Origin of the sequence: Curtobacterium sp. ER1/6 (genome assembly GCF_001742745.1) — a bacterium.
Classification (GTDB): Bacteria; Actinomycetota; Actinomycetes; order Actinomycetales; family Microbacteriaceae; genus Curtobacterium; species Curtobacterium citri.
The window spans coordinates 762,716-785,597 of the sequence record NZ_MJAK01000001.1; the positions used below are offsets into that span (position 1 = coordinate 762,716).

Consider the following 22,882-nt stretch of genomic DNA (forward strand, 5'->3'; position numbering starts at 1 on the left):
TTCGTGGAGGCGTGTGGAGGGCTGCTACTGCTGCCCGGGGTCGTTGCGCTTGTCCCAGCGCTCGTTCATGCGGTCCATGAACGAACCACCGGACGACGACGGCCGCGCGGGACGACGGGGACCGGCACCACCGGCACGCGGCGCCTTCGCCCCGGCCTTCGGCATCCGCATGCCCGGACGCAGCGCGTACAGCACGCCGGCGAGCATCACGACGAAGCCCGGCAGACCGAGCAGCGGCTGCTTGAACACCAGCGCGAGGACGACGATCGCGATGCCGACCAGTGCGCCGAGCACCCCGATCGTGATCGTGGTGTAGCTGGCGCGACCCTGGCGGCGCGTGACCCGCGCCACGAAGTCGGAGTCGTTCTGGTAGAGGCTCCGCTCCATCTCTTCGAGGAGTCGCTGCTCTTGCTCCGAGAGTGGCATCTCGTTTCCCTCTTGTTCTCGGGGATGCTGTCCTGAGGATGCTGTCCTGGGTGACGGCTGGTGGACCGCGCTGCCGCCGGGTTGTGGCAAGCGCTGAGTGGACCGATTCTATGACTCGACCGCTCCACTAGGGTAGGTACCGTGGCTGAGAGTACGCGATTAGTGGACCTCGTATCGGCGCGTCTCGACCGGGCACTCGACGAGCAGCGCGAGCGCCTCGTCGGCATCAGCCCCGACCTCGCTCCGTTCAACCGGTACGCCCGTGACCTGCTGTCCGGCGGCAAGCGCTTCCGGGCACTGTTCTGCTACTGGGGCTGGCAGTCCGTCGCCGGTCGGTCGGGCTCGTTCGACCCCCTCGCGGAGGGATCGCGCCAGACCACCGCCGAGGCGGTCGTCACGGTCGCCGCGGCGCTCGAGGTCTTCCACGCCGCCGCCCTCGTGCACGACGACATCATGGACCGCTCGGACACCCGCCGCGGTCGTCCCGCCGCCCACCGCCGCTTCGAGTCCCTGCACGAGGAGTCCGGCTGGGTCGGCGACCGCGCGCTGTACGGCACGAACTCGGCGCTGCTGCTGGGCGACCTGCTGCTCTCGCTGAGCGACGCCGTCTTCGACGAGGGCCTCGCCCTGCTCGACCCGGCCCGCGCGCGCATCGTCCGCCAGGAGTTCCACACCATGCGGCTCGACGTCACGGCGGGGCAGTACCTCGACGTGCACGAGGAGACCGCCTGGCCGTCCATCGACGAGGCCGAGCACCTCGTCCGGGCCCAGCGCGTCATCGTCTTCAAGTCGGCGAAGTACTCGATCGAGGCGCCGCTCGTGATCGGCGCGCTCGTCGCCGGCGCCTCCCCGGCGCAGCTCGAGGGCCTGCGGTCGTTCGGCCTGCCGCTCGGCGTCGCCTACCAGCTGCGCGACGACCTGCTCGGCGTGTTCGGCGACCCCGAGGTGACCGGCAAGCCGGCCGGGGACGACCTGCGCGAGGGCAAGCGCACCGTCCTCATCGCCTCGGCCCGGAAGTCGCTGGCGCCCGGTCCGCGGCAGCTGCTCGACGAGCTGCTCGGCGACCCCGACCTCGACGAGGGTCAGGTCCAGATGCTCCGCGCGACGCTGACCGAGTCCGGGGCGGTCGCCGCCGTCGAGCGGTCGATCGACCGGCACGTGCAGCGCGCCAAGGCCGCCCTCGAGGCCACCCCGCTCACGCCGTCGGCGCGGGAGCAGCTGATGGCGCTGGCCGACACCGTGAGCCGCCGCGTCGCGTAGCCGCGACCGACCGACGGACGGGAGGCCCGTGGCGACGTCGCCACGGGCCTCCCGTCCGTCGGGTGGGTGACGATCAGAGCAGGGACTGCGCGACGCGCCGCACCTCGGCCTTGCGGCCGGCGCGCAGCGCCGCGATCGGCGAGGTGCCGAGCGCGGGCTCGTCCGAGAGCATCCAGCGGACGGCCTCGTCGTCCGAGAACCCGTTGTCGCCGAGCACGATGAGCGTGCCGCGGAGCTCGGGCAGCGGCTCGTCGCCGTCGAGGAACTCGCCGGGCACCCGCAGCACACCGCCGACGCGGGCGGCCAGCAGGGTCTTCTGCTCGAAGAGTCGGTGGATGCGGCCCGGGCTCACCCCGAGCAGCTCCACCAGGTCGGGCACCGTCAGCCAGCGCTCGGAGAGGGTCGTGTCGTCGGTCGGTACAGCGCTCACGGCTCCATGTTGCCAGAGCGGTCGCCGTCCGCGGTCCCCCACGATTGGTCACACGAGTCACACCCGCAACATCCGGCTCTCTGGTTGACTTGGGAATCACGCCATGTCAGCGTGGAGCCACCTGTGAGTGCTCGCACCCGCGCACGGCTCACCCAGGACAGGAGAAACCCCGTGGACAACGCTGCAGACGACGCCGCCCGGCGCGCCCGATCCGCCCGGTTCGCCACCATGCCCATCGTCCTCGCGGGCACGATCGCGGTGACCGCGGGCCTGACCGGCCCGGTGGCGCACGCCGAGCCGCGGCACGACGACGACGACGCGGGGAAGCGTCACGTCGACGAGGACCGGAACGTCGGCCACCGCGCCGTGTTCGACACCGCGGTCGCGCGACCCTCGACGACCGTGGTCACGCCGGTCGTGGCGGTCTCGAAGGCCCCCACGACCTACACCGTCCGTCAGGGCGACACGGTGTCCGGCATCGCCGCCCGCTTCGGCCTCTCCGCGCAGGAGGTCCTCGTGCGCAACGGCCTCGGCTGGAACACGATCATCCACCCCGGGCAGACGCTGCACCTCTCCTCGAAGCCCGCGGCGCCGACCGCCGCGCCCGCGAAGGCCGGCAGCACGGGCAGCTACCACGTCAAGCAGGGCGACACCGTGTCCGGCATCGCGGCCCGCGCGGGTGTGTCGACCTCGTCGATCCTCTCGGCGAACGGGCTGACCCAGCGCTCGGTGATCTACCCGGGGCAGACGCTCCAGGTCCCCCGCGCCGGGTCCGCCGCGAAGCCCGCACCGGTCGCGAGCAGCGCTCCCGCCGCCCCGGCCCGCGCGTCGAGCGTCAAGATCGCGGCCGGCGACACCATCGGCGGCATCGCGGCGAACCACGGCGTGTCCGTCAAGGCGCTCCTCGCCGCGAACGGCCTCAGCTACACGAGCACGATCTACGCCGGGAAGACCCTCGTGCTCCCCGCGGCCACCTCGAAGCCCACCACGACCCCGACCGGCGGCGCCGTGACCACTGCGGTCGGCAGCGTCAACGGCGTCGAGCTGACCGGCGAGCAGCGTCGGAACGCCGCGACCATCGTCGCCGTCGGCCGCACCCTCGGTGTGCCGGACCGCGGCATCGTGATCGCCCTGGCCGCGGCCCTGCAGGAGTCGAGCCTCCGCAACCTGTCGCACGGCGACCGCGACTCGGTCGGCCTCTTCCAGCAGCGTCCGAGCCAGGGCTGGGGCACGAAGGCCGCCCTGCAGGACCCGGCGACCGCCGCCGAGCGCTTCTACGTCGGCAACCCGGGCAAGACCCGCGGGCTGCTCGGCGTCCGGGGCTGGTCCTCGATGAGCCTGACCGCCGCCGCGCAGGCCGTGCAGGTCTCGGCCTACCCGAACGAGTACGCCAAGTGGGAGCAGACGGCGCGCGCGCTCCTCGCCTCGCTCTGATGTCGGCCCGCTCGCGCGTCCGGGGCTGTGCCGACAGACGGCGCCCTGGTCGCCCGACGGGACGAGTCATCCTCGAGATCGAGATCGGGTAACGACCGGAGCGTCAGTACCGGCCCCACCAGCCCGCCTTCGTAGAATGCCGCCGATGACCACGAACGCCGCCACGGACCCGATGATCGGTCGCATGATCGACCAGCGGTACCGCGTGCGCTCGCGCATCGCCCGCGGCGGCATGGCCACGGTGTACCTGGCGACCGACGTCCGACTCGAACGCCGCGTCGCGATCAAGATCATGCACGGGCACCTGGCCGACGACCAGGCATTCCGGGAGCGCTTCATCCAGGAGGCACGGTCCGCCGCGCGCCTGTCGCACCCGAACCTGGTCGGGGTCTACGACCAGGGCGCGGAAGACGACACCGCGTACATCGTCATGGAGTACATCCCGGGGATCACCCTCCGCGACCTGCTCCAGGAGCACCGGGCGCTCACCCCCGAGCAGGCGACCGACATCCTGCGCGCCGTCCTCGCCGGGCTGGCCTCGGCGCACCGGGCCGGCATCGTGCACCGCGACCTGAAGCCCGAGAACGTCCTGCTCGCCGACGACGGCCGGATCAAGCTCGGCGACTTCGGTCTCGCGCGTGCCACGACCGCGAACACCGCCACCGGCGCGGCCCTGCTCGGCACCATCGCGTACCTGTCGCCGGAGCTCGTCACGCGCGGGGCTGCCGACTCGCGCAGCGACATCTACGCCGTCGGCATCATGCTCTACGAGATGCTCACCGGCGAGCAGCCCTACAAGGGCGACCAGCCGATGCAGATCGCGTACCAGCACGCCAACGACACCGTGCCCGTGCCGAGCGCCGCGGAGCCCGGTGTCCCGCCGGAGCTCGACGACCTCGTCGCCTGGGCCACCGCCCGCAACCCGGACGACCGGCCGATGGACGCCCGCGAGATGCTCGACCACGTGTCGGGCGACCGGCAGCGCGCGACCGGGCAGTACCGGACCGCCGTCCTCCGCCCGGAGAACGCCACCGCGATCCTGCCGGCCGGCGACGGCCGGGCGGCCAGCGACGGTCGGGCGGACAGCGGCGACGCGACCGACGCCACCCGCGTGATCGCGGGATCGACGGGCGGTGCCGCGGCCGCACCGGTCCGCCGCGGTGCGCCCGGACCGCGTCGGACGGGCTCGCAGCCGGGCGCGCTCTCCCCCGCCGGACAGCGGCTGGCCGACAAGTCCGCCAAGCGCCGGAAGCGCGGCTGGATCGCGCTCGCGGTGATCCTCGTGCTCGTGATCGCCGCCGGCGTCGTCGGGTGGGCGCTCGGCCCCGGACCCTGGGGCAACGTCCGGATCCCCGAGGTCGCCGGCAAGTCCGTCACGCAGGCACGCCAGCTGCTCCAGGCGCAGGGGCTCCAGCCCGCGGCACGGACCGGCACGAGGTTCGACGCCGTCGTGGCGAAGGGGCAGGTCTCGACGACGAAGCCCGCGGCCGCGCGCGAGGTCCGCAAGGGCACCGCGGTGCAGATCGTCGTGTCGGGCGGACCACGGATGATCGCGCTGCCGGCCATCGTCGGACAGCCGCTGTCCACCGTGACGGCGGCGCTCGACGACGACTTCCAGCTGCAGGACGACCGGTACGAGTTCTCGGCCGACGCCCCGGCGGACACCGTGATCGCCGCGACCGGGGTGCTCCCCGGCGGCGACACGGTCGACCTGACGACCGTCGACGAGTACGGCGAGCGCGGCCCGGTGACCCTGACGGTCTCCCTCGGCGCCGTACCGGACGTCACCGGCAAGACCGTGGCCGACGCCACCACGACGCTCCAGGGCGTGGGCCTGACGGTCGGCGCGCAGCAGGAGCGCTACGACGACGACGTGCCGAAGGGGCAGGTCATCTCCTCGCAGGTCGAGGGCTCCCCCGCCGTCCGTGGCTCGACGGTGGACCTCGTGGTCTCCCGTGGTCCGACGCCGATCACCCTGCCCGACGTCGCGGGCAAGACGATCGCCGACGCCACCTCGACCCTCGAGAACCTCGGGCTGCAGGTCACCGTGCCGGACTGCACGAACGTGCTGTGCCGACTGACGGACTGGAAGGCCCTGCTCCGCGTGGACGCGACCGACCCGGTGCAGGGGTCGACGGTGTACCGCGGCGACGAGATCACGCTGTCCTACCGGCAGTAGCCTGCTCGACGACGCACCGGTCGGCAGATCGACGGGCGCCCACGACGACGGACGGGAGGCGCGGTGCCAGCCGGCACCGCGCCTCCCGTCCGTCGGTTGGGACCTGCGCGCTACGGGCGTGCGGTCGGGTGCGCCGCCAGTTCCTCCGCCACCAGGAAGGCCAGCTCGAGGGACTGCATGTGGTTGAGGCGCGGGTCGCACAGCGACTCGTAGCGGGTCGCCAGCGTCGCCTCGTCGATCTGCTCGGAGCCGCCGAGGCACTCCGTGACGTCGTCACCGGTGAGCTCGACGTGCATGCCGCCCGGGTACGTGCCGACCTCGCGGTGGGCCTCGAAGAAGCCGAGGACCTCGTCCACGACGTCGTCGAACCGACGGGTCTTGTACCCGGTCGGCGTCGTCAGGCCGTTGCCGTGCATCGGGTCCGTGACCCAGAGCGGCTTCGCGTCCATGCCCTGCACCGCCTCGAGCAGCTTCGGCAGCTCGTCACGGATCTTGCCGGCACCCATGCGCGTGATGAAGGTCAGGCGGCCGGGCTCGCGCTCGGGGTCGAGCTTCTCGATGAGCGCCCGCATGTCGTCGACGCTCGTCGTCGGGCCGAGCTTGACGCCGATCGGGTTCCGCACGCGCGACAGGAAGTCGACGTGGGCACCGTCGATGTCGCGGGTCCGCTCACCGATCCAGATGAAGTGGCCCGAGGTGTCGTAGGGCAGACCGGAGCGGGAGTCGATCCGGGTCATCGGCCGCTCGTAGTCCATCAGCAGCCCCTCGTGCGAGGCGTAGAACTCGACGTGCTTGAGCGCCTCGAAGTCGGCACCGCAGGCGCCCATGAAGCGGATCGCGCGGTCGATCTCGGCCGCGAGGTGCTCGTAGCGGGCGTTCGCCGGGTTCGACGCGAAGCCCTTGTTCCACGAGTGCACCTGGCGCAGGTCGGCGAACCCGCCCTGGGTGAAGGCGCGGACGAGGTTCAGCGTCGACGCGGCCGTGTGGTACCCCTGCACCAGGCGGCGCGGGTCGGCCTGCCGGCTCTCGGGCGTGAAGTCGTAGCCGTTGACGATGTCACCGCGGTACGCCGGCAGGGTGACGTCGCCCCGGGTCTCGAGGTCGCTCGACCGCGGCTTGGCGAACTGCCCCGCCATCCGGCCCATCTTGATGACGGGCATCGAGGCGCCGTACGTCAGCACGACGGCCATCTGCAGGATCGTCTTCACGCGGTCGCGGATCGAGTCCGCGGTGGCGCCGGCGAAGGTCTCCGCGCAGTCGCCGCCCTGCAGCAGGAAGGCGCCGCCCGAGGCCGCGACCGCGAGCCGGGCCCGCAGGTCGTCGACCTCGCCCGCGAAGACCAGCGGCGGGAGCGTCGCGATCTCGGCGGAGGCGGCCTCGGCGGCGGCCACGTCCGGCCAGGTCGGCTGCTGCTTGATCGGCAGGGTGCGCCAGTGGTCGAGGCCCGCGATGACGTCCGGATCCTGCAGGGCGACGGGGTCGGTCGACTCGATCAAGGAGGTACCTCGGTGTTCTGGGTCGGTGGCCGGGGCGGCACCCGCGGGCGGGGGCCCCGGCTCGGGCTCGGAGTCCTCAGATCCTACCGTCCGCCGCGCGGCGCCCGCGTGCGTGTGACGGGCCGGCTACCGGTCCGCGGCGGTCGCCTCGGGTGCGGCGGCGGCCGGGGTGCGCCGGTCCTTCATGACCTGCTCCCGCGCGCTGGTCGCCCGCTCCTTGACGCTCGTGGCGTAGACGTCGACGTACTCCTGGCGGCTCAGGCCGGCGAGCTCGTGCATGACCTCGTCGGTCACGCTGCGCAGGATGAACCGGTCGGTCTCGAAGCCGGCGAAGCGCGAGAAGTCGAGCGGCTTGCCGAAGACGACGCCGACGCGCTTGGCCTTCGGGATCTTCTGCCCGATCTGCTGCACCTCACGCGTGCCGATCATGGCGACCGGCACGACGGTGACGCGGCCCTCGAGGATCATCCGGGCGATGCCGGTGCGCCCGCGGTAGAGCTTGCCGTCCGGGCTGCGGGTCCCCTCCGGGTAGATGCCGAGCTGCTCGCCGCGCGCCAGCACCTGCAGTCCGGTGCGGAGCGACGCCTCGGACGCCTTGCCGCCGGAGCGGTCGATCGGCAGCTGTCCGATGGCGTTGAAGAACGTCTTCGTCGCCCACCCCTTCAGCCCACGACCCGTGAAGTAGTCGCTCTTCGCCAGGAACGAGATGCGGCGGTCGAGGACCGCCGGCAGGATCACCGAGTCGATGAACGAGATGTGGTTCGAGGCGAAGATCACCGGCCCCTTCGCGGGGACGTGCTCACGCCCGATGACCCACGGCCGGAAGAGGGTGAGGATGAGCGGGCCGAGCAGGAAGTTCTTGAGCAGCCAGTAGGTCATCGTCGACTCCAGTTCGGGACGCGGGTGCCGTCGGGGTGACCCTACGCCGTGCGCGCGTGGATGCGGGCGAGGTCGGCGGCGCCGACGACACCGGCGTCGTTCACGAGCTCGGCGATGACGAAGTCGGGCTCCGGGTGGTAGCCACGGGCCGGCAGGTTGTTCAGGTACGCCTGCTTGATGGGCTCGAGCAGCCGGTCGCCCGCGCTGGCGACCCCGCCGCCGAAGACGAAGAGCTGCGGGTCGAGCACGGCGGACAGCGAGGCGCAGGCCTCGCCGAGGTGCCGACCGAGGCGACGGAGGGCCGCGAGGGCGCCCGGGTCGTCGGCCAGGATGAGGTCGCCGACGATCGCGCCGTCGAGCTGGCCGCCGTTCTGCTCGCGGGCGTCGGCCAGCGCGGACCCGATGCCGCCGGCGTCCGCGACGTCGTTCGCCATGCGCTGCAGGGCGCGTCCGGAGCCGTACTGCTCGATGCACCCGCGGGCGCCGCAGCCGCACGGGAGCCCGTTCGGCACGATGCGCAGGTGGCCGATCTCGCCGCCGGTGCCGAAGCCGCCCCGGAACAGTCGGTCCTCGGTGACGATCGCGCCGCCGACCCCGGTGCCGATGGTGAGCATCGTCATGTCGGAGACCAGGCGGCCGGCACCGAAGCGGAACTCGGCCCAGCCGGCCGCGTTCGCGTCGTTGTCGACGGTGATGTGCAGGTCGCCGAGACGCTCCTGCAGCTTCTGGCGCAGGGGCTCGTTCCGCCACCGGATGTTCGGCGTGTAGTAGACGATCGACTGCGAGGCGTCGATGAAGCCCGGCGCGGCGACGCCCACGGCACCCACGTCGTGGGCGGCCCGGAGTCGCGACACCATGGTCACGACGTCGTCGAGCATGGCGTCCGGGTCCGCCGCGTTGGTGGCGACGCGGTCCTCGGCGAGGATCTCGCCGAGCTCCGAGACGACCGCACCAGCGATCTTGGTGCCCCCGATGTCGATTCCGATGGCATGCACGAGCATCGACCCTACCGTCTCCAGGTGGCGCCGCCGAACGCCGGTCCGTGCCTGTCGAGGTGCTGCGAACCGCGGCCGTGCCCGGGCGGCGGCCCGCGTCGTCGCCGTAAGCTGGCGGTGCCGCCTCACCGTCGAGGCGTCCTCGTATCGAACCGGCCGACAAGGGAGTCCACCGTGAACGATCAGCGGCAGTCCGCACCCATATCCGCTCCGGACCGCGGATCCGCGGCGAGCCTGCTCACCGACCGGGCGCGACGGACCCCGGACCGACCGATCCTGGCCCAGCGCCACGGCGACACGTGGACGACCATCACCGCCGCGGAGACCCTCGCCCGGGTCCGCGGCATCGCGAAGGGCTTCGTCGCCGCCGGGCTCGCTCCCGGTGCGCACGTGGCGATCCTCTCGCGCACCCGCCTCGAGTGGACCCTCGTCGACTTCGCCGTGTGGACCGCGGGCCTGGTGTCCGTCCCCGTGTACGAGACGAGCTCCCCCGACCAGGTGCGCTGGATCCTCTCCGACTCCGAGACGGTGGCCGTCGTGGTCGAACAGGAGGAGCACGCGCGTCGCGTCGCGTCCGTCGCCCCCGACCTGCCGCACCTCGGTCAGCACTGGACGATCGACGGCGGCGGGCTCGACGACCTCGTCCGGCTCGGCGAGACCGTCACCGACGCCGAGCTCGACGCCCGGACGTCGGACGTGCACGGACACGACGACGCCACGATCATCTACACGTCCGGCACCACCGGTCGGCCGAAGGGCTGCGTGCTGCGGCACGACAACTTCACCGCGACGGTCGAGGGGGCGACGGAGGCGATGCCCGAGGTCGTCGCCGACGGTTCGTCGACGCTCCTCTTCATCCCCATGGCCCACGTGTTCGCACGCTTCATCGCCGTCATGTCGATCTCCACCGGCGTGGTCGTGGGGCACGAACCGGACACCCGCGACCTCATGCGGGCGGTGTCGACCTTCCGCCCCACGTTCCTCCTCGCCGTCCCCCGCGTCTTCGAGAAGATCTACAACTCGGCCGAGCAGAAGGCCGACCTCGGCGGGAAGGGCCGGGTCTTCCGGGCCGCGGCGGACGTCGCGGTCGCGCACTCCGAGGCCGTCGCGGCCGGTCGGGTGCCGGTCGGCCTGCGGCTGCGCTTCGCGCTCTTCGACCGGCTCGTCTACGCGAAGCTGCGGAACGCGATCGGCGGCCGGGTGACGCACGCCATCAGCGGTTCCGCCCCGCTGTCGCCACGACTATCGCACTTCTTCCGGTCGATCGGCGTGCACATCCTCGAGGGCTACGGCCTGACCGAGACCACCGCGCCGGCCACGGTGAACCGCGCGCAGGAGCTGCGGATCGGGACGGTCGGGCGCGCGCTGCCCGGTGTCGAGGTCCGGATCGCCGAGGACGGCGAGGTGCTCGTCCGCGGTGTCGACGTCTTCGACCGCTACTGGCACAACGAGGAGGCGACCGCGAAGGCCTTCGTCGACGGCTGGTTCCGCACCGGTGACCTCGGACGGCTCGACGCCGACGGGGTCCTCACGGTGACCGGCCGCGCGAAGGAGCTCATCGTCACGGCGAGCGGCAAGAACGTCGCCCCCGCCCCGATCGAGGACGGCATCCGCGAGCACCCGCTGGTCGGACAGGTCGTCGTGGTCGGCGAGGGCAAGCCCTTCGTCGCGGCGCTCGTGACCCTCGACCGCGAGATGCTGCCCGGCTGGTGCGAGGCCCGCGGGATCGTGCCCGCCCTGACCCCGACCGCGGCCGCGTACGACGAACGCGTCCACGTGGCGGTCCAGGAGGCCGTGGACGCCGCGAACCAGCGGGTGTCGCGGGCCGAGTCGGTCCGTTCGTTCACGATCGTCGACACGGAGCTCACCGAGGCGTCCGGTCACCTGACGCCCAAGCTCACGATCAAGCGTGCCGTCGTGATGCGGGACTTCGCGGCCGACGTCGAGCACATCTACTCGGGATCGAAGGTGCAGACCACCGCGACCCCCGTGGTCGCGTCCCGTCGCCGCGACCGCGCGTAGCACCGCGACGCACCGGAGGCCCGGTGCCGGTCCGTCGGACCGGCACCGGGCCTCCGTGTCTCCGTCTGCGCGCGGGGCGCGACCCCTCGTCGGGCCGCCTGCACGCTGCTCTCAGGACGCCGGGGCCTGCAGCGCCTCCGGCGCGTCGAGGACGGCGGTCGTGGCCGTCACCGGTGTGGGTTCCGGGCGGCGGTTGGTGCGGGTGCGGTGCGAGCTGAGCTCGTCGTTCTGAACGGTCATGCTGGGTCCTGGGAGGTGTGGGAAGGGTGTCGGTGGGAAGCCGACGAGAGCACGGTACCTCCGCCGGGCCGCAGACCGACAATCCCGCGTCCGGGTGTCACCGGATGTCGGCCCGCATCGTCGTTCTCAGTGGAACCAGTCCTGCGCGCGGATGTCGCGGAGCGCCCCGCGGCGGACCTCGGGGTCGAGCGTCATGACGTAGACGGTGCCGTCGAGGTGGTCCACCTCGTGCTGCAGCGCCTCGGCCATCAGCCCGGTGCCCTCGAGCACGACCTCGGCACCGTCGACGTCGACCCCGCGGACACGCGCCCACGGATGGCGGGGTGTCGGGTAGGACAGGCCGGGGACGGAGAGGCAGCCCTCGTCCATGTGCTCCCGTTCGCCGCGGACCTCGACGACCTCCGGGTTCAGGACGTAGCCGACCTCGCCGTCCACGTTCCAGGAGAAGGCCCGCAGCCCCACGCCGATCTGCGGGGCGGCGACGCCGGCACGGCCGGGCTCCTTGACCGTGTCGATGAGGTCCTGCACGAGGTCGCGCACACCGGGTGAGCCGAGGGCCTCCGGTGCGATCGGGTCCGCGGGGGAACGGAGGACGGGGTCGCCGAACAGGCGGATGGGACGGACGGTCACGTTACTGCAGCACCACCAGGAGGTCGCCGGCGTCCACCTGCTGGGTCGCCGGGATCGCGAGACGGCCGACGGTGCCCGCCACGGGCGCCGTGATGGCCGCTTCCATCTTCATCGCCTCGATGCTCGCCACGGCCTGACCGGCCCGGACGACGTCACCGACGGCGACCTTGAGCGTCACGACACCGGAGAACGGTGCGGCGACGTGCTTCGGGTCGGACGGGTCGGCCTGCTCGGCCACCTTCGTCTCGACCTCGACCGAACGGTCGCGGACGGTGACCGGGCGGAGCTGCCCGTTCATCGTCGTCATGACCGTGCGCATGCCCCGCTCGTCGACCTCGCCGATCGCCTCGAGCCCGACGAGCAGGTCGACGCCGCGACCGAGCGGCACGACGTGCTCCTGACCGGGGCGCAGCCCGTACAGGTAGTCCGTGGTCGGCAGGACGGAGAGGTCCCCGTACTGCTCGCGGACCTGCTCGAACTGCCGGGTCGGCTGCGGGAAGAGCAGGCGGTTGAGGGCCTGCTGGCGTTCGGGACCGGAGGCGGCGAGGTGCGCGCGCTCCGCGTCGGGGACCGGGGTGACCGTCAGGCGGACCTCCCGCCCCGCGAGCACCTTCGACCGGAAGGGCTCCGGCCAGCCGCCGGGCAGGTCGCCCAGCTCGCCGGCCATGAACCCGACGACCGAGTCCGGGATGTCGTACTTCTGCGGGTTCTGCTCGAAGTCCTCGGGGTCGGCCCCGACCGCGGCGAGCTGCAGCGCGAGGTCGCCGACGACCTTCGACGACGGCGTCACCTTCGTCGGCCGGCCGAGGATCCGGTTGGCAGCGGCGTACCAGTCCTCGACCTGCTCGAAGCGGTCGCCGAGACCGAGCGCGATGGCCTGCTGCCGGAGGTTCGAGAGCTGCCCACCGGGGATCTCGTGCTGGTAGACGCGACCGGTCGGCCCGGGCAGGCCGGACTCGAACGGCGCGTACGCGCGACGGACGGCCTCCCAGTAGGGTTCCAGCGCGCCGACCGCGGCGAGGTCGAGCCCGGTGTCCCGCTCGGTGTGCGCCAGCGCCGCGACGAGCGCGGACATGCTCGGCTGGCTCGTGGTGCCGGCCATCGGCGCGGCGGCGACGTCGACGGCGTCGGCGCCGGCGCGGGACGCGGCGAGGAGGGTCGCCAGCTGGCCGCCCGCGGTGTCGTGGGTGTGCACGTGCACGGGTTGGTCGAACCGCTCGCGCAGTGCCGTGACGAGCCGCTCGGCGGCACCGGCGCGGAGCAGGCCGGCCATGTCCTTGATGCCGATGACGTGCGCGCCGGCGTCGACCATCTGCTCCGCGAGGCGGAGGTAGTAGTCGAGCGTGTAGAGGTCCTCGGCGGGGTCGAGGAGGTCGCCGGAGTAGCAGAGCGCCGCTTCGGCGACGGCCGTGTCGGTGGCGAGCACGGCCTCCAGTGCGGGACGCAGCTGCGAGACGTCGTTGAGCGCGTCGAACACCCGGAAGACGTCGACGCCGCTGGCGGCGGCCTCGGCCACGAACGCGTCGGTGACCTCCGTCGGGTACGGGGTGTAGCCGACGGTGTTGCGCCCGCGCAGGAGCATCTGGACGGGGATGTTCGGGATCGCCGCGCGGAGCGAGGCGAGGCGCTCCCACGGGTCCTCGCCGAGGAAGCGCAGCGCCACGTCGTAGGTGGCGCCGCCCCAGGCCTCGACGCTGAGCAGCTGCGGCGTGAGCCGGGCCACGTGCGGGGCGACGGCCACCAGGTCCTTCGTGCGGACCCGGGTCGCGAGGAGGGACTGGTGCGCGTCGCGCATCGTCGTCTCGGTGACCGCGAGGGCGGTCTGCTCGCGGAGCGCCCGTGTCCACGCGGCCGGACCGACCCGGCGCAGCAGGTCGCGCTGCCCCTCCGGCGGCGCGACGGACAGGTCGACGGCCGGCAGCTTCTCGCTCGGCTCGACGGTCTGCGGGCGACGCTCGCCGTTCGGCTTGTTCACCGTGACGTCGGCGAGCCATCCGAGGACCTTCGTGCCGCGGTCCTTCGAGACGTGACCGCCGAAGAGCTGCGGGCGCTCCTCGATGAACTGCGTCGAGACGTCACCGCGGGCGAAGTCCGGGTCCTCGAGGACGGCCTGCAGGAACGGGATGTTCGTGCTCACGCCGCGGATGCGGAACTCGGCGAGGGCACGCTTCGCCCGCGCCACCGCGGCCGGGAAGTCGCGACCGCGGCAGGTCATCTTCGCGAGCATCGAGTCGAAGTGCGGGCTGATCTGCGCGCCCGTCGCCACCGTGCCGCCGTCGAGACGGACGCCGGCGCCGCCCGGGCTGCGGTAGGTGGTGATGCGGCCGGTGTCCGGACGGAAGCCCTGCGTCGGGTCCTCCGTCGTGATGCGGGTCTGCAGGGCGGCGCCGTGCACGCTGACGGTGTCCTGCGACAGCCCGAGGTCGGCGAGGGTCTCCCCTGCGGCGATGCGCATCTGCGACTGGACGAGGTCGACGTCGGTGACCTCCTCGGTCACGGTGTGCTCGACCTGGATGCGCGGGTTCATCTCGATGAAGACGTGCTGACCGGCGCGGTCGCCCTCGGTGTCGAGCAGGAACTCGACGGTGCCGGCGTTGACGTAGCCGATCGACCGGGCGAACGCGACGGCGTCCCGGTGCAGGGCGGCCGCGACCGACGGGTCGAGGTGCGGCGCCGGCGCGATCTCGACGACCTTCTGGTGGCGGCGCTGCACGGAGCAGTCGCGCTCGAACAGGTGCATGGTGCCCGCGTCGGAGCCGGTGGCGTCCGCGAGGATCTGCACCTCGATGTGCCGCGGACGGATGACGGCCTGCTCGAGGAACATGGTCGGGTCGCCGAACGCACTGTCGGCCTCGCGCATGGCGGCCTCGAGTGCGCCGCGCAGCTCGGCCTTGGTCTCGACCCGGCGCATGCCGCGCCCGCCACCGCCGGCGACCGCCTTCGCGAACACCGGGAAGCCGATCGCGTCGGCACCCGCCAGGAGCTCGTCGACGTCGCGGCTCGGCGGGGTGCTCGCGAGGACCGGGACACCGGCCGCGATCGCGTGCTCCTTCGCGGTGACCTTGTTGCCCGCCATCTCGAGGACGTGCTCGCCGGGCCCGATGAACGTGATCCCCGCAGCGGCGGCGGCGGCCGCCAGCTCCGGGTTCTCGGACAGGAAGCCGTAGCCCGGGTAGATCGCGTCGGCGCCCGACTCGCGGGCGACGCGGATGATCTCGGAGACGTCCAGGTAGGCCCGGACGGGGTGACCCGGCTCACCGATCACGTAGGCCTCGTCGGCCTTCAGCCGGTGCAGGGAGTTGCGGTCCTCGTACGGGTAGACGGCGACCGTGCGGGCCCCCAGCTCGTACGCGGCACGGAACGCGCGGATGGCGATCTCGCCACGGTTCGCCACGAGGATCTTGCTGAACACGACGTCCCTTTCAGCCCGGGTTGAGGTGTCACAACCCTACTGGCGGTAACGTGGCTCACCGTGCATGTACTCAGCGTGAGCTCCCTCAAGGGTGGTGTCGGCAAGACGACGGTGACGCTCGGCCTGACATCGGCCGCGTTCGCCAAGGGACTGCGCACGCTGGTGGTGGACCTCGACCCGCAGTCCGACGTCTCCACGGGCCTCGACATCGACATCTCCGGCCACCTCAACGTCGCCGACGTCCTCGAGAACCCGAAGGAGAAGATCGTCCGTCAGGCGATCGCCCCGTCCGGGTGGACGAAGGGCTCGCAGGGCAAGGTCGACGTGCTCGTCGGCTCCCCCTCGGCGATCAACTTCGACGGACCCCACCCCTCGATCCGCGACATCTGGAAGCTGGAAGAGGCCCTGGCCAACGTCGAGCAGGACTACGAGCTGGTCCTGATCGACTGTGCGCCGTCCCTCAACGCGCTCACCCGCACCGCGTGGGCGGCCTCCGACCGCGTGACCGTCGTCACCGAGCCGGGTCTGTTCTCCGTGGCCGCCGCCGACCGTGCCCTCCGTGCGATCGAGGAGATCCGACGCGGACTCTCCCCCCGCCTGCAGCCGCTCGGGATCATCGTGAACCGCGCTCGAGTGCAGTCGCTCGAGCACCAGTTCCGCATCAAGGAGCTCCGGGACATGTTCGGCCCGCTCGTGCTCTCGCCGCAGCTGCCGGAGCGCACGTCGCTGCAGCAGGCCCAGGGTGCCGCGAAGCCCCTGCACGTGTGGCCGGGTGAGTCGGCGCAGGAGATGGCGCGGAACTTCGACCAGCTGCTCGAGCGGATCATGCGCACGGGCAAGATCGGTCCGTACGCCGAGGGCGCCGCGATCCAGGCCTGACGCCGCCGCGCCCGGCTCCGGGCGCGGGTGCGAGCGGGCGCGACTCGCCACTCACGTCCGCCGAGCGTGCACGACTCGTCGTCCGAGCACGGCGAGAGTGCCGAATTCTGCGCTCTCGGTACCACCCACGCGGCATGTCGTGCGCTCTCGGCATCATGCACGCGGCGTGTCGTGCGACCTCGGCGGCGCGGCCGCGGCAGGTCGCGCGACCTCGGCGTCAGGCGCGGGAACGACCGCTGCCACGGGGCAGCACCAGCGGACCGGCGTCAGGAAGCGCGGTTCGCCCGGCGGGCGGCGAGCTCGTCGGCCGGGTCGGCCGCGGGGGTGGCGTCGAGCTCGACGAGGGAGCTCTCCACCTCGCGCAGGACCTTGCCCACGGCGATGCCGAACACGCCCTGGCCGCGGGACACGAGGTCGATGACCTCGTCGTCGGAGGTGCAGAGGTAGACCGAGGCACCGTCCGACATCAGCGTCGTCTGGGCGAGGTCGGACACGCCCGACTCGCGCAGCTGGTTCACGGCGGTGCGGATCTGCTGCAGCGAGATGCCGGTGTCGAGCAGGCGCTTGACGAGCTTGAGGACGAGGATGTCGCGGAACCCGTACAGTCGCTGCGACCCGGAGCCGGCCGCGCCACGGATCGTGGGCTGGACGAGCTCGGTGCGGGCCCAGTAGTCGAGCTGGCGGTAGGAGATGCCCGCTGCCCGCGCGGCGACGGTGCCGCGGTAGCCGTTCTGCTCGTCGTGCTCGGGGAGGCCGTCGGTGAAGAGCAGGCCGAGGTCGTACCGAGTCATCTCGGACTCGGTACCGGGGGTGTCAGTCCCACTCATGTGCATGCCTTCCACGACGTTCGAGCTCCCACCCGAAGGTTCAACGACGGGTTGAGAGTTGTTCCGAGGTCCACGGTAGCGACTCGGACACGGTGATCGCGGCACATCCGTCCCGGCGAGTCCGGCGTGTCGAGGATACGCCCCGACCACCGACGCCCGACAGGCTCGTGCTCCCGGACGGAGGCCCCCGGAGCGACGCTCATGCGTCGAGGCGACCGATCGCCGCGCGGACGAGGTTCGACCGGACGACCTCGAGGTGCCCGGCGATCTCGCGGGCGAGCTCGTTCGCCTTGGCGCGCGAGGTCGCGTCACCCCGGCGGGAGACCGGCATGAGCGCCGACTCGATGAGCCCGACCTCACGGTCGACGACGCCGCGCATGGTGCGCAGGTGCCGCGGCTCGATGCCGGTGCGCTGCAGGTCGACGAGCGCCCGGAGCACGGCCACGGCGTCGTCGCCGTAGGTGTCGGCCGCCGGCAGCAGCGAGGCGGAGACCGCGTCGCTCAGCAGCATCGGGCTCGCGCCGGCCGCACGGACGGTCTCGTCGCGGGTGTACCGGCGCTCACGCCCGAGGATCGACGGCCTCGGCGCGTCACCGCCGCCGGGGAGGACCGGATCGCGTCCGGCGTCGAGGTCGGCGAGGTAGTCCTTGATGACCTTGAGCGGGAGGTAGTGGTCGCGCTGCAGGCCGAGGACGATCCGGAGGCGCTCCACGTCGGCCCCCGAGAACTTCCGGTAGCCGCTGGCCGTGCGGACCGGGGTGACGAGCTCGCGTTCCTCGAGGAAGCGGAGCTTCGAGCTCGACAGGTCCGGGAACTCGGGCTTGAGCCGCGCGAGGACCTGCCCGATGGTGAGCAGGTCCGGCACCGCGGACCCGGTCCGGGCCGCGGCGGACCGCGCTGCCACTACGCGGTCGCCAGGCGCGCCAGGTCGACCCGGGATGCGTAGAAGGTCAGGCGGAACTTGCCCACCTGCACCTCGGCGCCGTCGGTGAGCAGTGCCTCGTCGATGCGGACACCATCGAAGTACGTGCCGTTCAGCGACCCGTTGTCCTTGACGCTGAAGGCGGTGCCCTGACGGATGAACTGGGCGTGCTTCCGCGACACGGTGACGTCGTCGAGGAAGATGTCCGCGTCGGGGTGCCGACCCGCGGTGGTGACGTCGGAGTCCAGGAGGAACCGCGCACCCACGTTCGGACCGCGTCGGACCACGAGCAGCGCCGACCCGGAGGGCAGGGCGTTGACCGCGTCGCGCTCCTCGGCCGAGACACCGGACTCGGCGGTGAGCGCCGCGCCCATGTCCATGCTGAAGGTCAGGGTCGTGTCGACCAGCCGCTGTTCCGGTGTCTTCTGACCACCCGGCTGCGGGACCACTGGCTCTGGCATCGTGGACCTCCTCCTCTTGGCGCACCAGCGTATCGGAAACGGGTGGTCGTGCGGGAGCCCGGAACGGGACCTGGGGAGAACTGGACAGGACGCGCTCAGCGAACACACCGCCGCGACCCAGCCGACGGACGGGAGGCGCGGGGCGGACCCGCACCGCGCCTCCCGTCCGACACGTGGTCGCGGCGGCGTGCGCTCAGGGCGCCGGCGTCGCGGTCGCGGTCGCGGTCGCGGACGGCGCCGGCTCCCCCGAGGCGAGCGCGTCGAGGATCCTGCGCACCTCGGCGTCCTTGAGCCGCACCCAGGGCGAGCCGTCCGGATCGCTCGTCGACGCCTCGGGGCTGTCGCCGGTGTTCCACCACTTCGACTGGTACGGGATGCCGTGGAACAGGACGCGGGCGCCCGTGTCGTACTGCTTCGTCCCGGACCACGCGGCGTAGGTGCCGTCGGGCAGGGTGAGCGGTTCGACGGGCTTCTCCCCCGGCAGCACCGGTCCGATGATCTGCCACGGCGTCTCGTAGGCGCTGAGCACCGGGTCGTCGGGCAGGTCGCCGGACGTCCACCACTTCGCCTCGTAGACGTTGTGGTGCCACACCACCTTGGTGCCCTCGAGGTAGGACGCGTCCTGGTCCCACACGGGGTAGGGACTCGTCTTCGGGTCGTCCGTGGGCTGCTCGGTGGCGGAGGGCTCCGCCTCGGTCACGTGCGATGCCGCCGCGACGATCCCGCCGCCGAAGCCCTTGCCGAGCACGTCGGCGAACAGCAGGCCGTCCTGGTCGATCCCGGAGCACGAGTTCGAGACGGTCGACAGGTTGACGTAGTTCGAGCCGCACGTCGTGTCGCGGTTCAGCGACCACATCGACATCCGTCCCAACCCGCGGTCCCGCGCCCAGGCGTTGAGCTTCCGGGCGTCGCTCAGCGAGAACACCTCGTCGCGGACGTCGTTCTGCCCGATCATCGGGGTCGCCCCCACCTTGTGCCAGAGGGAGTCGTCACCGAGGGGCGTCCCGGCGCGCTGGTAGAGGACGCCGAGCTGGCGCTGGACCTCCTGCAGCGCCTGCACGGACGCCGAGTACATGCTCTGGCTCGACCCCTTGGCCTCGCCGTAGTCCATCGTCATCGCGTTCACCCCGGCGAGGTCCACGCCGGCCGCGAGGAACTGCGCGACCGCGGTGGTGCCGTCCTCGGTGAGGCCCGTCGGCGCGGCCGGCAGCGTGAGCCACACCGCGAGCGGGTGCCCGGCGGCCCGGCGCTCCTCCTGGAGCGCCGCCACCGCCTTCGCCCGCCGCTCCCCCGCAGCGCGGTTCGTGAGGTCGTCGCCCTCGACGTCGAAGTCGACGGTGGACAGGTCGTAGCGGTCCACGACCTGCCGGTAGGCACCGAGCAGGTCGGACGCCTTCGTGCAGGTGGTGGCGAGCTCGTCGTTCGCGAGTCCACCGAACGAGACGCCGACCTCGCCGTGCTGCTGCTGCAGGCGGGCGACGCGACGGTCGAGGTCGAGCTGGTCCGCCGCACCCTGCAGCGAGTAGTACGAGCCCCACGTCGGCGAGCAGGCGTCGTCGTGATCGGCCACGACGAAGGACAGCATCACGTTGCGGCCCTTCGTCGACTTGACGTCCTCGAAGGCGAAGACCGGCGTCGCGGTCACGTCCGTGTAGGCCGCGAACCACGCGGGCTGCCGCTCGGTCGCGCGGGCCGAGTGCCAGCGGTCGAAGCCGGCGTACCCGGCGACGGCGACCGCGGCGGCGACCACGACCGCGATGGTGACCCGGACCGGGGAGAGTCGTCTCGTCGTCGCCATCAGGCTGCGCTCCGTTCCTGGCGGGGGCCGGTCGCACCGGCCGGGGTGGAGGTGGCGGGGCGTGCGCCGGCCGCCCCGACGACGTCGGCGTCGTGCCGGACCGGCATGTTGCCGCCGCCGTGTCCGAAGTACAGCACGGCGTACCAGTCCTCGAGGACGGGCTCGGGAGCGGGACCGACACCGTCACGACGACGTCCGTGCCGACGGCCGCCACGGGCAGCCGGACGATCGGCCCGACGAGCGGCCTGACGAGCAGCTCGACGAGCAGCACGACGGGCCGCGCGCGCCGCCGGGTCGTAGTACATCCAGCGGGTGGCCCACAGCCAGATGTCCACCACGGAGTTCCACACCCCGATGTAGGCGACGATCGCGTACGTGGCGAGGAGGGCGTTGAAGGCCGCGAAGACCGCGTTCCCCCAGTTCTGCGCGCCGTAGTCACGCACGAACGTGAACACCGAGAACGCGACGATCGCGTACGGGGCGAGGACGTACAGCGCCGGCGATGCGGTGCGGTCCCGCACCTTCGGCGTCCGGGCGAACGGGATCTTCTTCGCCGTCAGGGCCTGCTGGATGCTCTTCAGCACGCCGGCCACGTTCACGGGCATGAGGATCAGGTTGAAGCCGTAGATGCGGAAGACGTCCGTGCGCTTGTACCCGCAGTACTTCAGGTCGCTCGACAGCAGCCAGAAGTACGGCAGCGCCGCGAGCAGGACCATCGGGCTGAGCAGTCGCGAGTCGTACGGGTAGGCGAGCAGGAAGATGAGCCCGAAGGACGCCCACGCGATCGACGCCATGTAGTTCACCCGGAGGGACATCTCGACGATGCCGACACGCTCCCCGCGTGCGCGGCGCTCGCGGACCTGCCGGATGTACTTCGGCAGGATCAGGAGCCCGCCGTTCGCCCAGCGGCGTCGCTGGACGACGAGCGAGCCGAAGTCCGGGGGCGTCGCGCTGTACGACAGTCGCTCCGGGTAGTTGACGAGCGTCCAGCCGTGCATGCCGAGGTCGACGCTCGACTCGGTGTCCTCGATCACGGTGCGGTCCTGGACGTAGCGCTTCACCTCGAAGCCGCCGACGGTCTCGACCTCCTCGATGTCCTGGAGGGCCTTCGTGCGGATCACGGCGTTCGCCCCGACCCAGAAGGTGGCGTCGTGGCGGGACATCCCCTGGTGGAGGATGTGCTGGATGTCGGTGGTGGCGCCCGCGAGCCGTTCGATGCGCGTGGCGGCACCGCGGAAGGACGAGTACGGGGTCTGCGTCACCGCGACCCGGGCGTTCTCCGGCTGCTCGAGGAAGTAGACCAGGCGCAGGCAGTAGTCGCGGAGCAGGACCGAGTCGGCGTCGAGCGTCAGGACGTAGTCGGACGCCGGCACCACGAGGTCGGCAGCATCCGGGTCGTCGACGGTGCGCAGGACGGTGCCGGACGCGGTCTCGTCGAACGCGTAGGCGCCGCCCATCAGGCCGATGTACGCGTTGAGGTTCATCGCCTTGTTGGCCTCGTCGGAGAGGTTCACGTACCGCTTGCGCTCGAAGGTCGTGAGTTCTGCCGTGAAGGTCCAGGCGAGCCGGCGCTGCAGCTCGAGCGCCCGGGCGGAGGTGACCTCGCTGAAGTCCTGTCCGAGTGCGACGGCGTCGGCGATCGCGGACTCCAGGGCCTGCGCGGTCAGGCCGAACTCGTCGGCGAGCCCGACGAGCACCTGGTCGTGGAAGAACCGGTCGACGTGGTCGGCGACGTCGTGCTCCCGGGCCTGGCGACGGAGCCACGCGTCGGCCCACCGGTGGTGCTCGACGAGGGTCCGGAGCGCCTGCGTGCTCGCGAAGGGCGCTGCGTCCGCCTCGACCTCGGCCGAGAACAGCGCCTCGTGGAACCGGCGGGAGGGAGCTTCGAGCTGCTCCTGGATGCGGCTCGCGACCGCGCGCGTGCGCTCGAGCCGGTCGAGCGTCTCCGGGTCGGTCGGGAAGGGCGCGTCGTCGACCAGCAGGACGATCCGCAGGGACGGGTACTCCTGCAGCGCCGCCGACCACAGGGTGGTCGCGACGACGTCCGGCTCCTCGGCGTAGCTCGGCACGAGGACGGTCATCGGTGCGTCGTGGCCGGACGCGAAGTGCCGGTCGAGCTCGGCGCGCGGGACCCGCACGTGGCTCGCGAAGCGCTCCATCGCGCCCTGGCGGGCGACCAGGTGCATGAGCGCGGAGAAGGTCAGGAAGGTGACGACCACGAGGTACGAGAGCGCCTCGGTGGTGAAGCGGAAGCTCTCGGTGCCGTAGTCGAGGAACTGGCGGATCACGGTGTAGACGACGTACGCCAGCCAGAAGGCGATGGTCAGGATGATCGCCACCCGGCCGGAGACGAGCTTCCGGTCGGAGGGACGTGCGTGCAGGGTGTCGAGCGGACGGGTGCGGCGCTCCGCCCCCCACTGGCGTCGGCGCGTCGGTGCGCCGGCGGACGGATCGGGCATGGCAGTCCTTCGTTCCGTCCGGACCAGCGCTCCGTCGGGTCGGGCGCTGTCGGGGGTCCGGCCGGTCGGGAAGAACGTACGAGAGATCCCGCCGCGCGCCGACACCCGAACGGGGGGTCTGGGCGGTCGCGTG

General features: G+C 72.1%; 18 protein-coding genes. 5 read left to right on the top strand and 13 right to left on the bottom strand.

Translation table 11 applies throughout. From position 1 onward, the window contains the following. Positions 1-24: 24 nt before the first annotated feature. A complete protein-coding gene (locus Cus16_RS03495) occupies positions 25-426 on the bottom strand; it encodes a DUF3040 domain-containing protein (RefSeq protein WP_069711171.1) in 402 nt (133 codons plus the stop codon). Positions 427-567: 141 nt separating this feature from the next. Between Cus16_RS03495 and Cus16_RS03500 the strand changes: the two genes are divergently transcribed. Further along, positions 568-1,686, top strand: coding sequence for a polyprenyl synthetase family protein (locus tag Cus16_RS03500; protein WP_069711172.1), 1,119 nt, complete (start codon positions 568-570; stop codon positions 1,684-1,686). A gap of 73 nt (positions 1,687-1,759) precedes the next feature. Here the strand turns inward: Cus16_RS03500 and Cus16_RS03505 are convergent, their stop codons facing one another. Then, the gene (locus Cus16_RS03505) at positions 1,760-2,116 is read right to left on the bottom strand and encodes an Rv2175c family DNA-binding protein (RefSeq protein WP_069711173.1); all 357 of its coding nucleotides are present in this window, start codon (positions 2,114-2,116) and stop codon (positions 1,760-1,762) included. 171 nt (positions 2,117-2,287) lie between these two features. Between Cus16_RS03505 and Cus16_RS03510 the strand changes: the two genes are divergently transcribed. Together Cus16_RS03510 and pknB are read left to right on the top strand one after the other, a co-directional pair. Next, complete coding sequence (locus tag Cus16_RS03510) at positions 2,288-3,550, top strand: LysM peptidoglycan-binding domain-containing protein (protein ID WP_223246501.1); 1,263 nt, start codon at positions 2,288-2,290, stop codon at positions 3,548-3,550. 145 nt (positions 3,551-3,695) lie between these two features. Then, the gene (gene pknB, locus Cus16_RS03515; protein WP_069711174.1) at positions 3,696-5,729 is read left to right on the top strand and encodes a Stk1 family PASTA domain-containing Ser/Thr kinase; all 2,034 of its coding nucleotides are present in this window, start codon (positions 3,696-3,698) and stop codon (positions 5,727-5,729) included. Positions 5,730-5,839: 110 nt separating this feature from the next. Here pknB and Cus16_RS03520 read toward each other — a convergent pair whose 3' ends face one another. The 3 genes from Cus16_RS03520 to Cus16_RS03530 all read right to left on the bottom strand — a co-directional run bounded on the left by Cus16_RS03520 (position 5,840) and on the right by Cus16_RS03530 (position 9,099). After that, complete coding sequence (locus tag Cus16_RS03520) at positions 5,840-7,225, bottom strand: class II 3-deoxy-7-phosphoheptulonate synthase (RefSeq protein WP_069711175.1); 1,386 nt, start codon at positions 7,223-7,225, stop codon at positions 5,840-5,842. A gap of 126 nt (positions 7,226-7,351) precedes the next feature. Beyond that, the gene (locus Cus16_RS03525; protein ID WP_069711176.1) at positions 7,352-8,104 is read right to left on the bottom strand and encodes a lysophospholipid acyltransferase family protein; all 753 of its coding nucleotides are present in this window, start codon (positions 8,102-8,104) and stop codon (positions 7,352-7,354) included. Positions 8,105-8,145: 41 nt separating this feature from the next. After that, positions 8,146-9,099 (bottom strand): ROK family glucokinase, encoded by a 954-nt coding sequence (locus Cus16_RS03530; protein ID WP_069711430.1) that lies wholly within the window; start codon positions 9,097-9,099, stop codon positions 8,146-8,148. 174 nt (positions 9,100-9,273) lie between these two features. Between Cus16_RS03530 and Cus16_RS03535 the strand changes: the two genes are divergently transcribed. Further along, a complete protein-coding gene (locus Cus16_RS03535; protein ID WP_069711177.1) occupies positions 9,274-11,121 on the top strand; it encodes an AMP-dependent synthetase/ligase in 1,848 nt (615 codons plus the stop codon). A 111-nt stretch (positions 11,122-11,232) separates the two neighbouring features. On the opposite strand, the gene Cus16_RS16975 is transcribed toward Cus16_RS03535, so the two are convergent. The 3 genes from Cus16_RS16975 to Cus16_RS03545 all read right to left on the bottom strand — a co-directional run bounded on the left by Cus16_RS16975 (position 11,233) and on the right by Cus16_RS03545 (position 15,403). Further along, positions 11,233-11,361 carry a hypothetical protein gene (locus Cus16_RS16975; protein ID WP_262982031.1) on the bottom strand — a complete coding sequence of 43 codons (129 nt, stop codon included), beginning with the start codon at positions 11,359-11,361 and terminating at the stop codon, positions 11,233-11,235. Between the two features lie 126 nt (positions 11,362-11,487). Continuing rightward, the gene (locus tag Cus16_RS03540) at positions 11,488-11,991 is read right to left on the bottom strand and encodes a peptide deformylase (protein ID WP_069711178.1); all 504 of its coding nucleotides are present in this window, start codon (positions 11,989-11,991) and stop codon (positions 11,488-11,490) included. Position 11,992: 1 nt separating this feature from the next. Continuing rightward, the gene (locus tag Cus16_RS03545) at positions 11,993-15,403 is read right to left on the bottom strand and encodes a pyruvate carboxylase (RefSeq protein ID WP_069711179.1); all 3,411 of its coding nucleotides are present in this window, start codon (positions 15,401-15,403) and stop codon (positions 11,993-11,995) included. A gap of 60 nt (positions 15,404-15,463) precedes the next feature. Here Cus16_RS03545 and Cus16_RS03550 point away from each other — a divergent pair, with 60 nt between their 5' ends. Then, on the top strand, positions 15,464-16,282 hold the full coding sequence (locus Cus16_RS03550) for a ParA family protein (protein ID WP_069711180.1): 819 nt from the start codon (positions 15,464-15,466) through the stop codon (positions 16,280-16,282). Positions 16,283-16,548: 266 nt separating this feature from the next. On the opposite strand, the gene Cus16_RS03555 is transcribed toward Cus16_RS03550, so the two are convergent. From Cus16_RS03555 to Cus16_RS03575, 5 genes are all read right to left on the bottom strand, one after another. Beyond that, a complete protein-coding gene (locus tag Cus16_RS03555; protein WP_066658032.1) occupies positions 16,549-17,109 on the bottom strand; it encodes a MerR family transcriptional regulator in 561 nt (186 codons plus the stop codon). A gap of 199 nt (positions 17,110-17,308) precedes the next feature. Next, complete coding sequence (locus Cus16_RS03560) at positions 17,309-18,013, bottom strand: MerR family transcriptional regulator (RefSeq protein WP_069711181.1); 705 nt, start codon at positions 18,011-18,013, stop codon at positions 17,309-17,311. Next, positions 18,013-18,492 carry an FHA domain-containing protein gene (locus Cus16_RS03565; RefSeq protein ID WP_069711182.1) on the bottom strand — a complete coding sequence of 160 codons (480 nt, stop codon included), beginning with the start codon at positions 18,490-18,492 and terminating at the stop codon, positions 18,013-18,015. The genes Cus16_RS03560 and Cus16_RS03565 overlap by 1 nt, the downstream gene beginning before the upstream one ends. Before the next feature lie 193 nt (positions 18,493-18,685). Further along, a complete protein-coding gene (locus Cus16_RS03570) occupies positions 18,686-20,290 on the bottom strand; it encodes a chitinase (RefSeq protein WP_069711183.1) in 1,605 nt (534 codons plus the stop codon). Next, entirely contained in the window at positions 20,290-22,749 is a 2,460-nt protein-coding gene (locus tag Cus16_RS03575) for a glycosyltransferase family 2 protein (RefSeq protein WP_069711184.1), read from the bottom strand. Before Cus16_RS03575 ends, Cus16_RS03570 begins: the two co-directional genes overlap by 1 nt. Positions 22,750-22,882 lie beyond the last annotated feature (133 nt).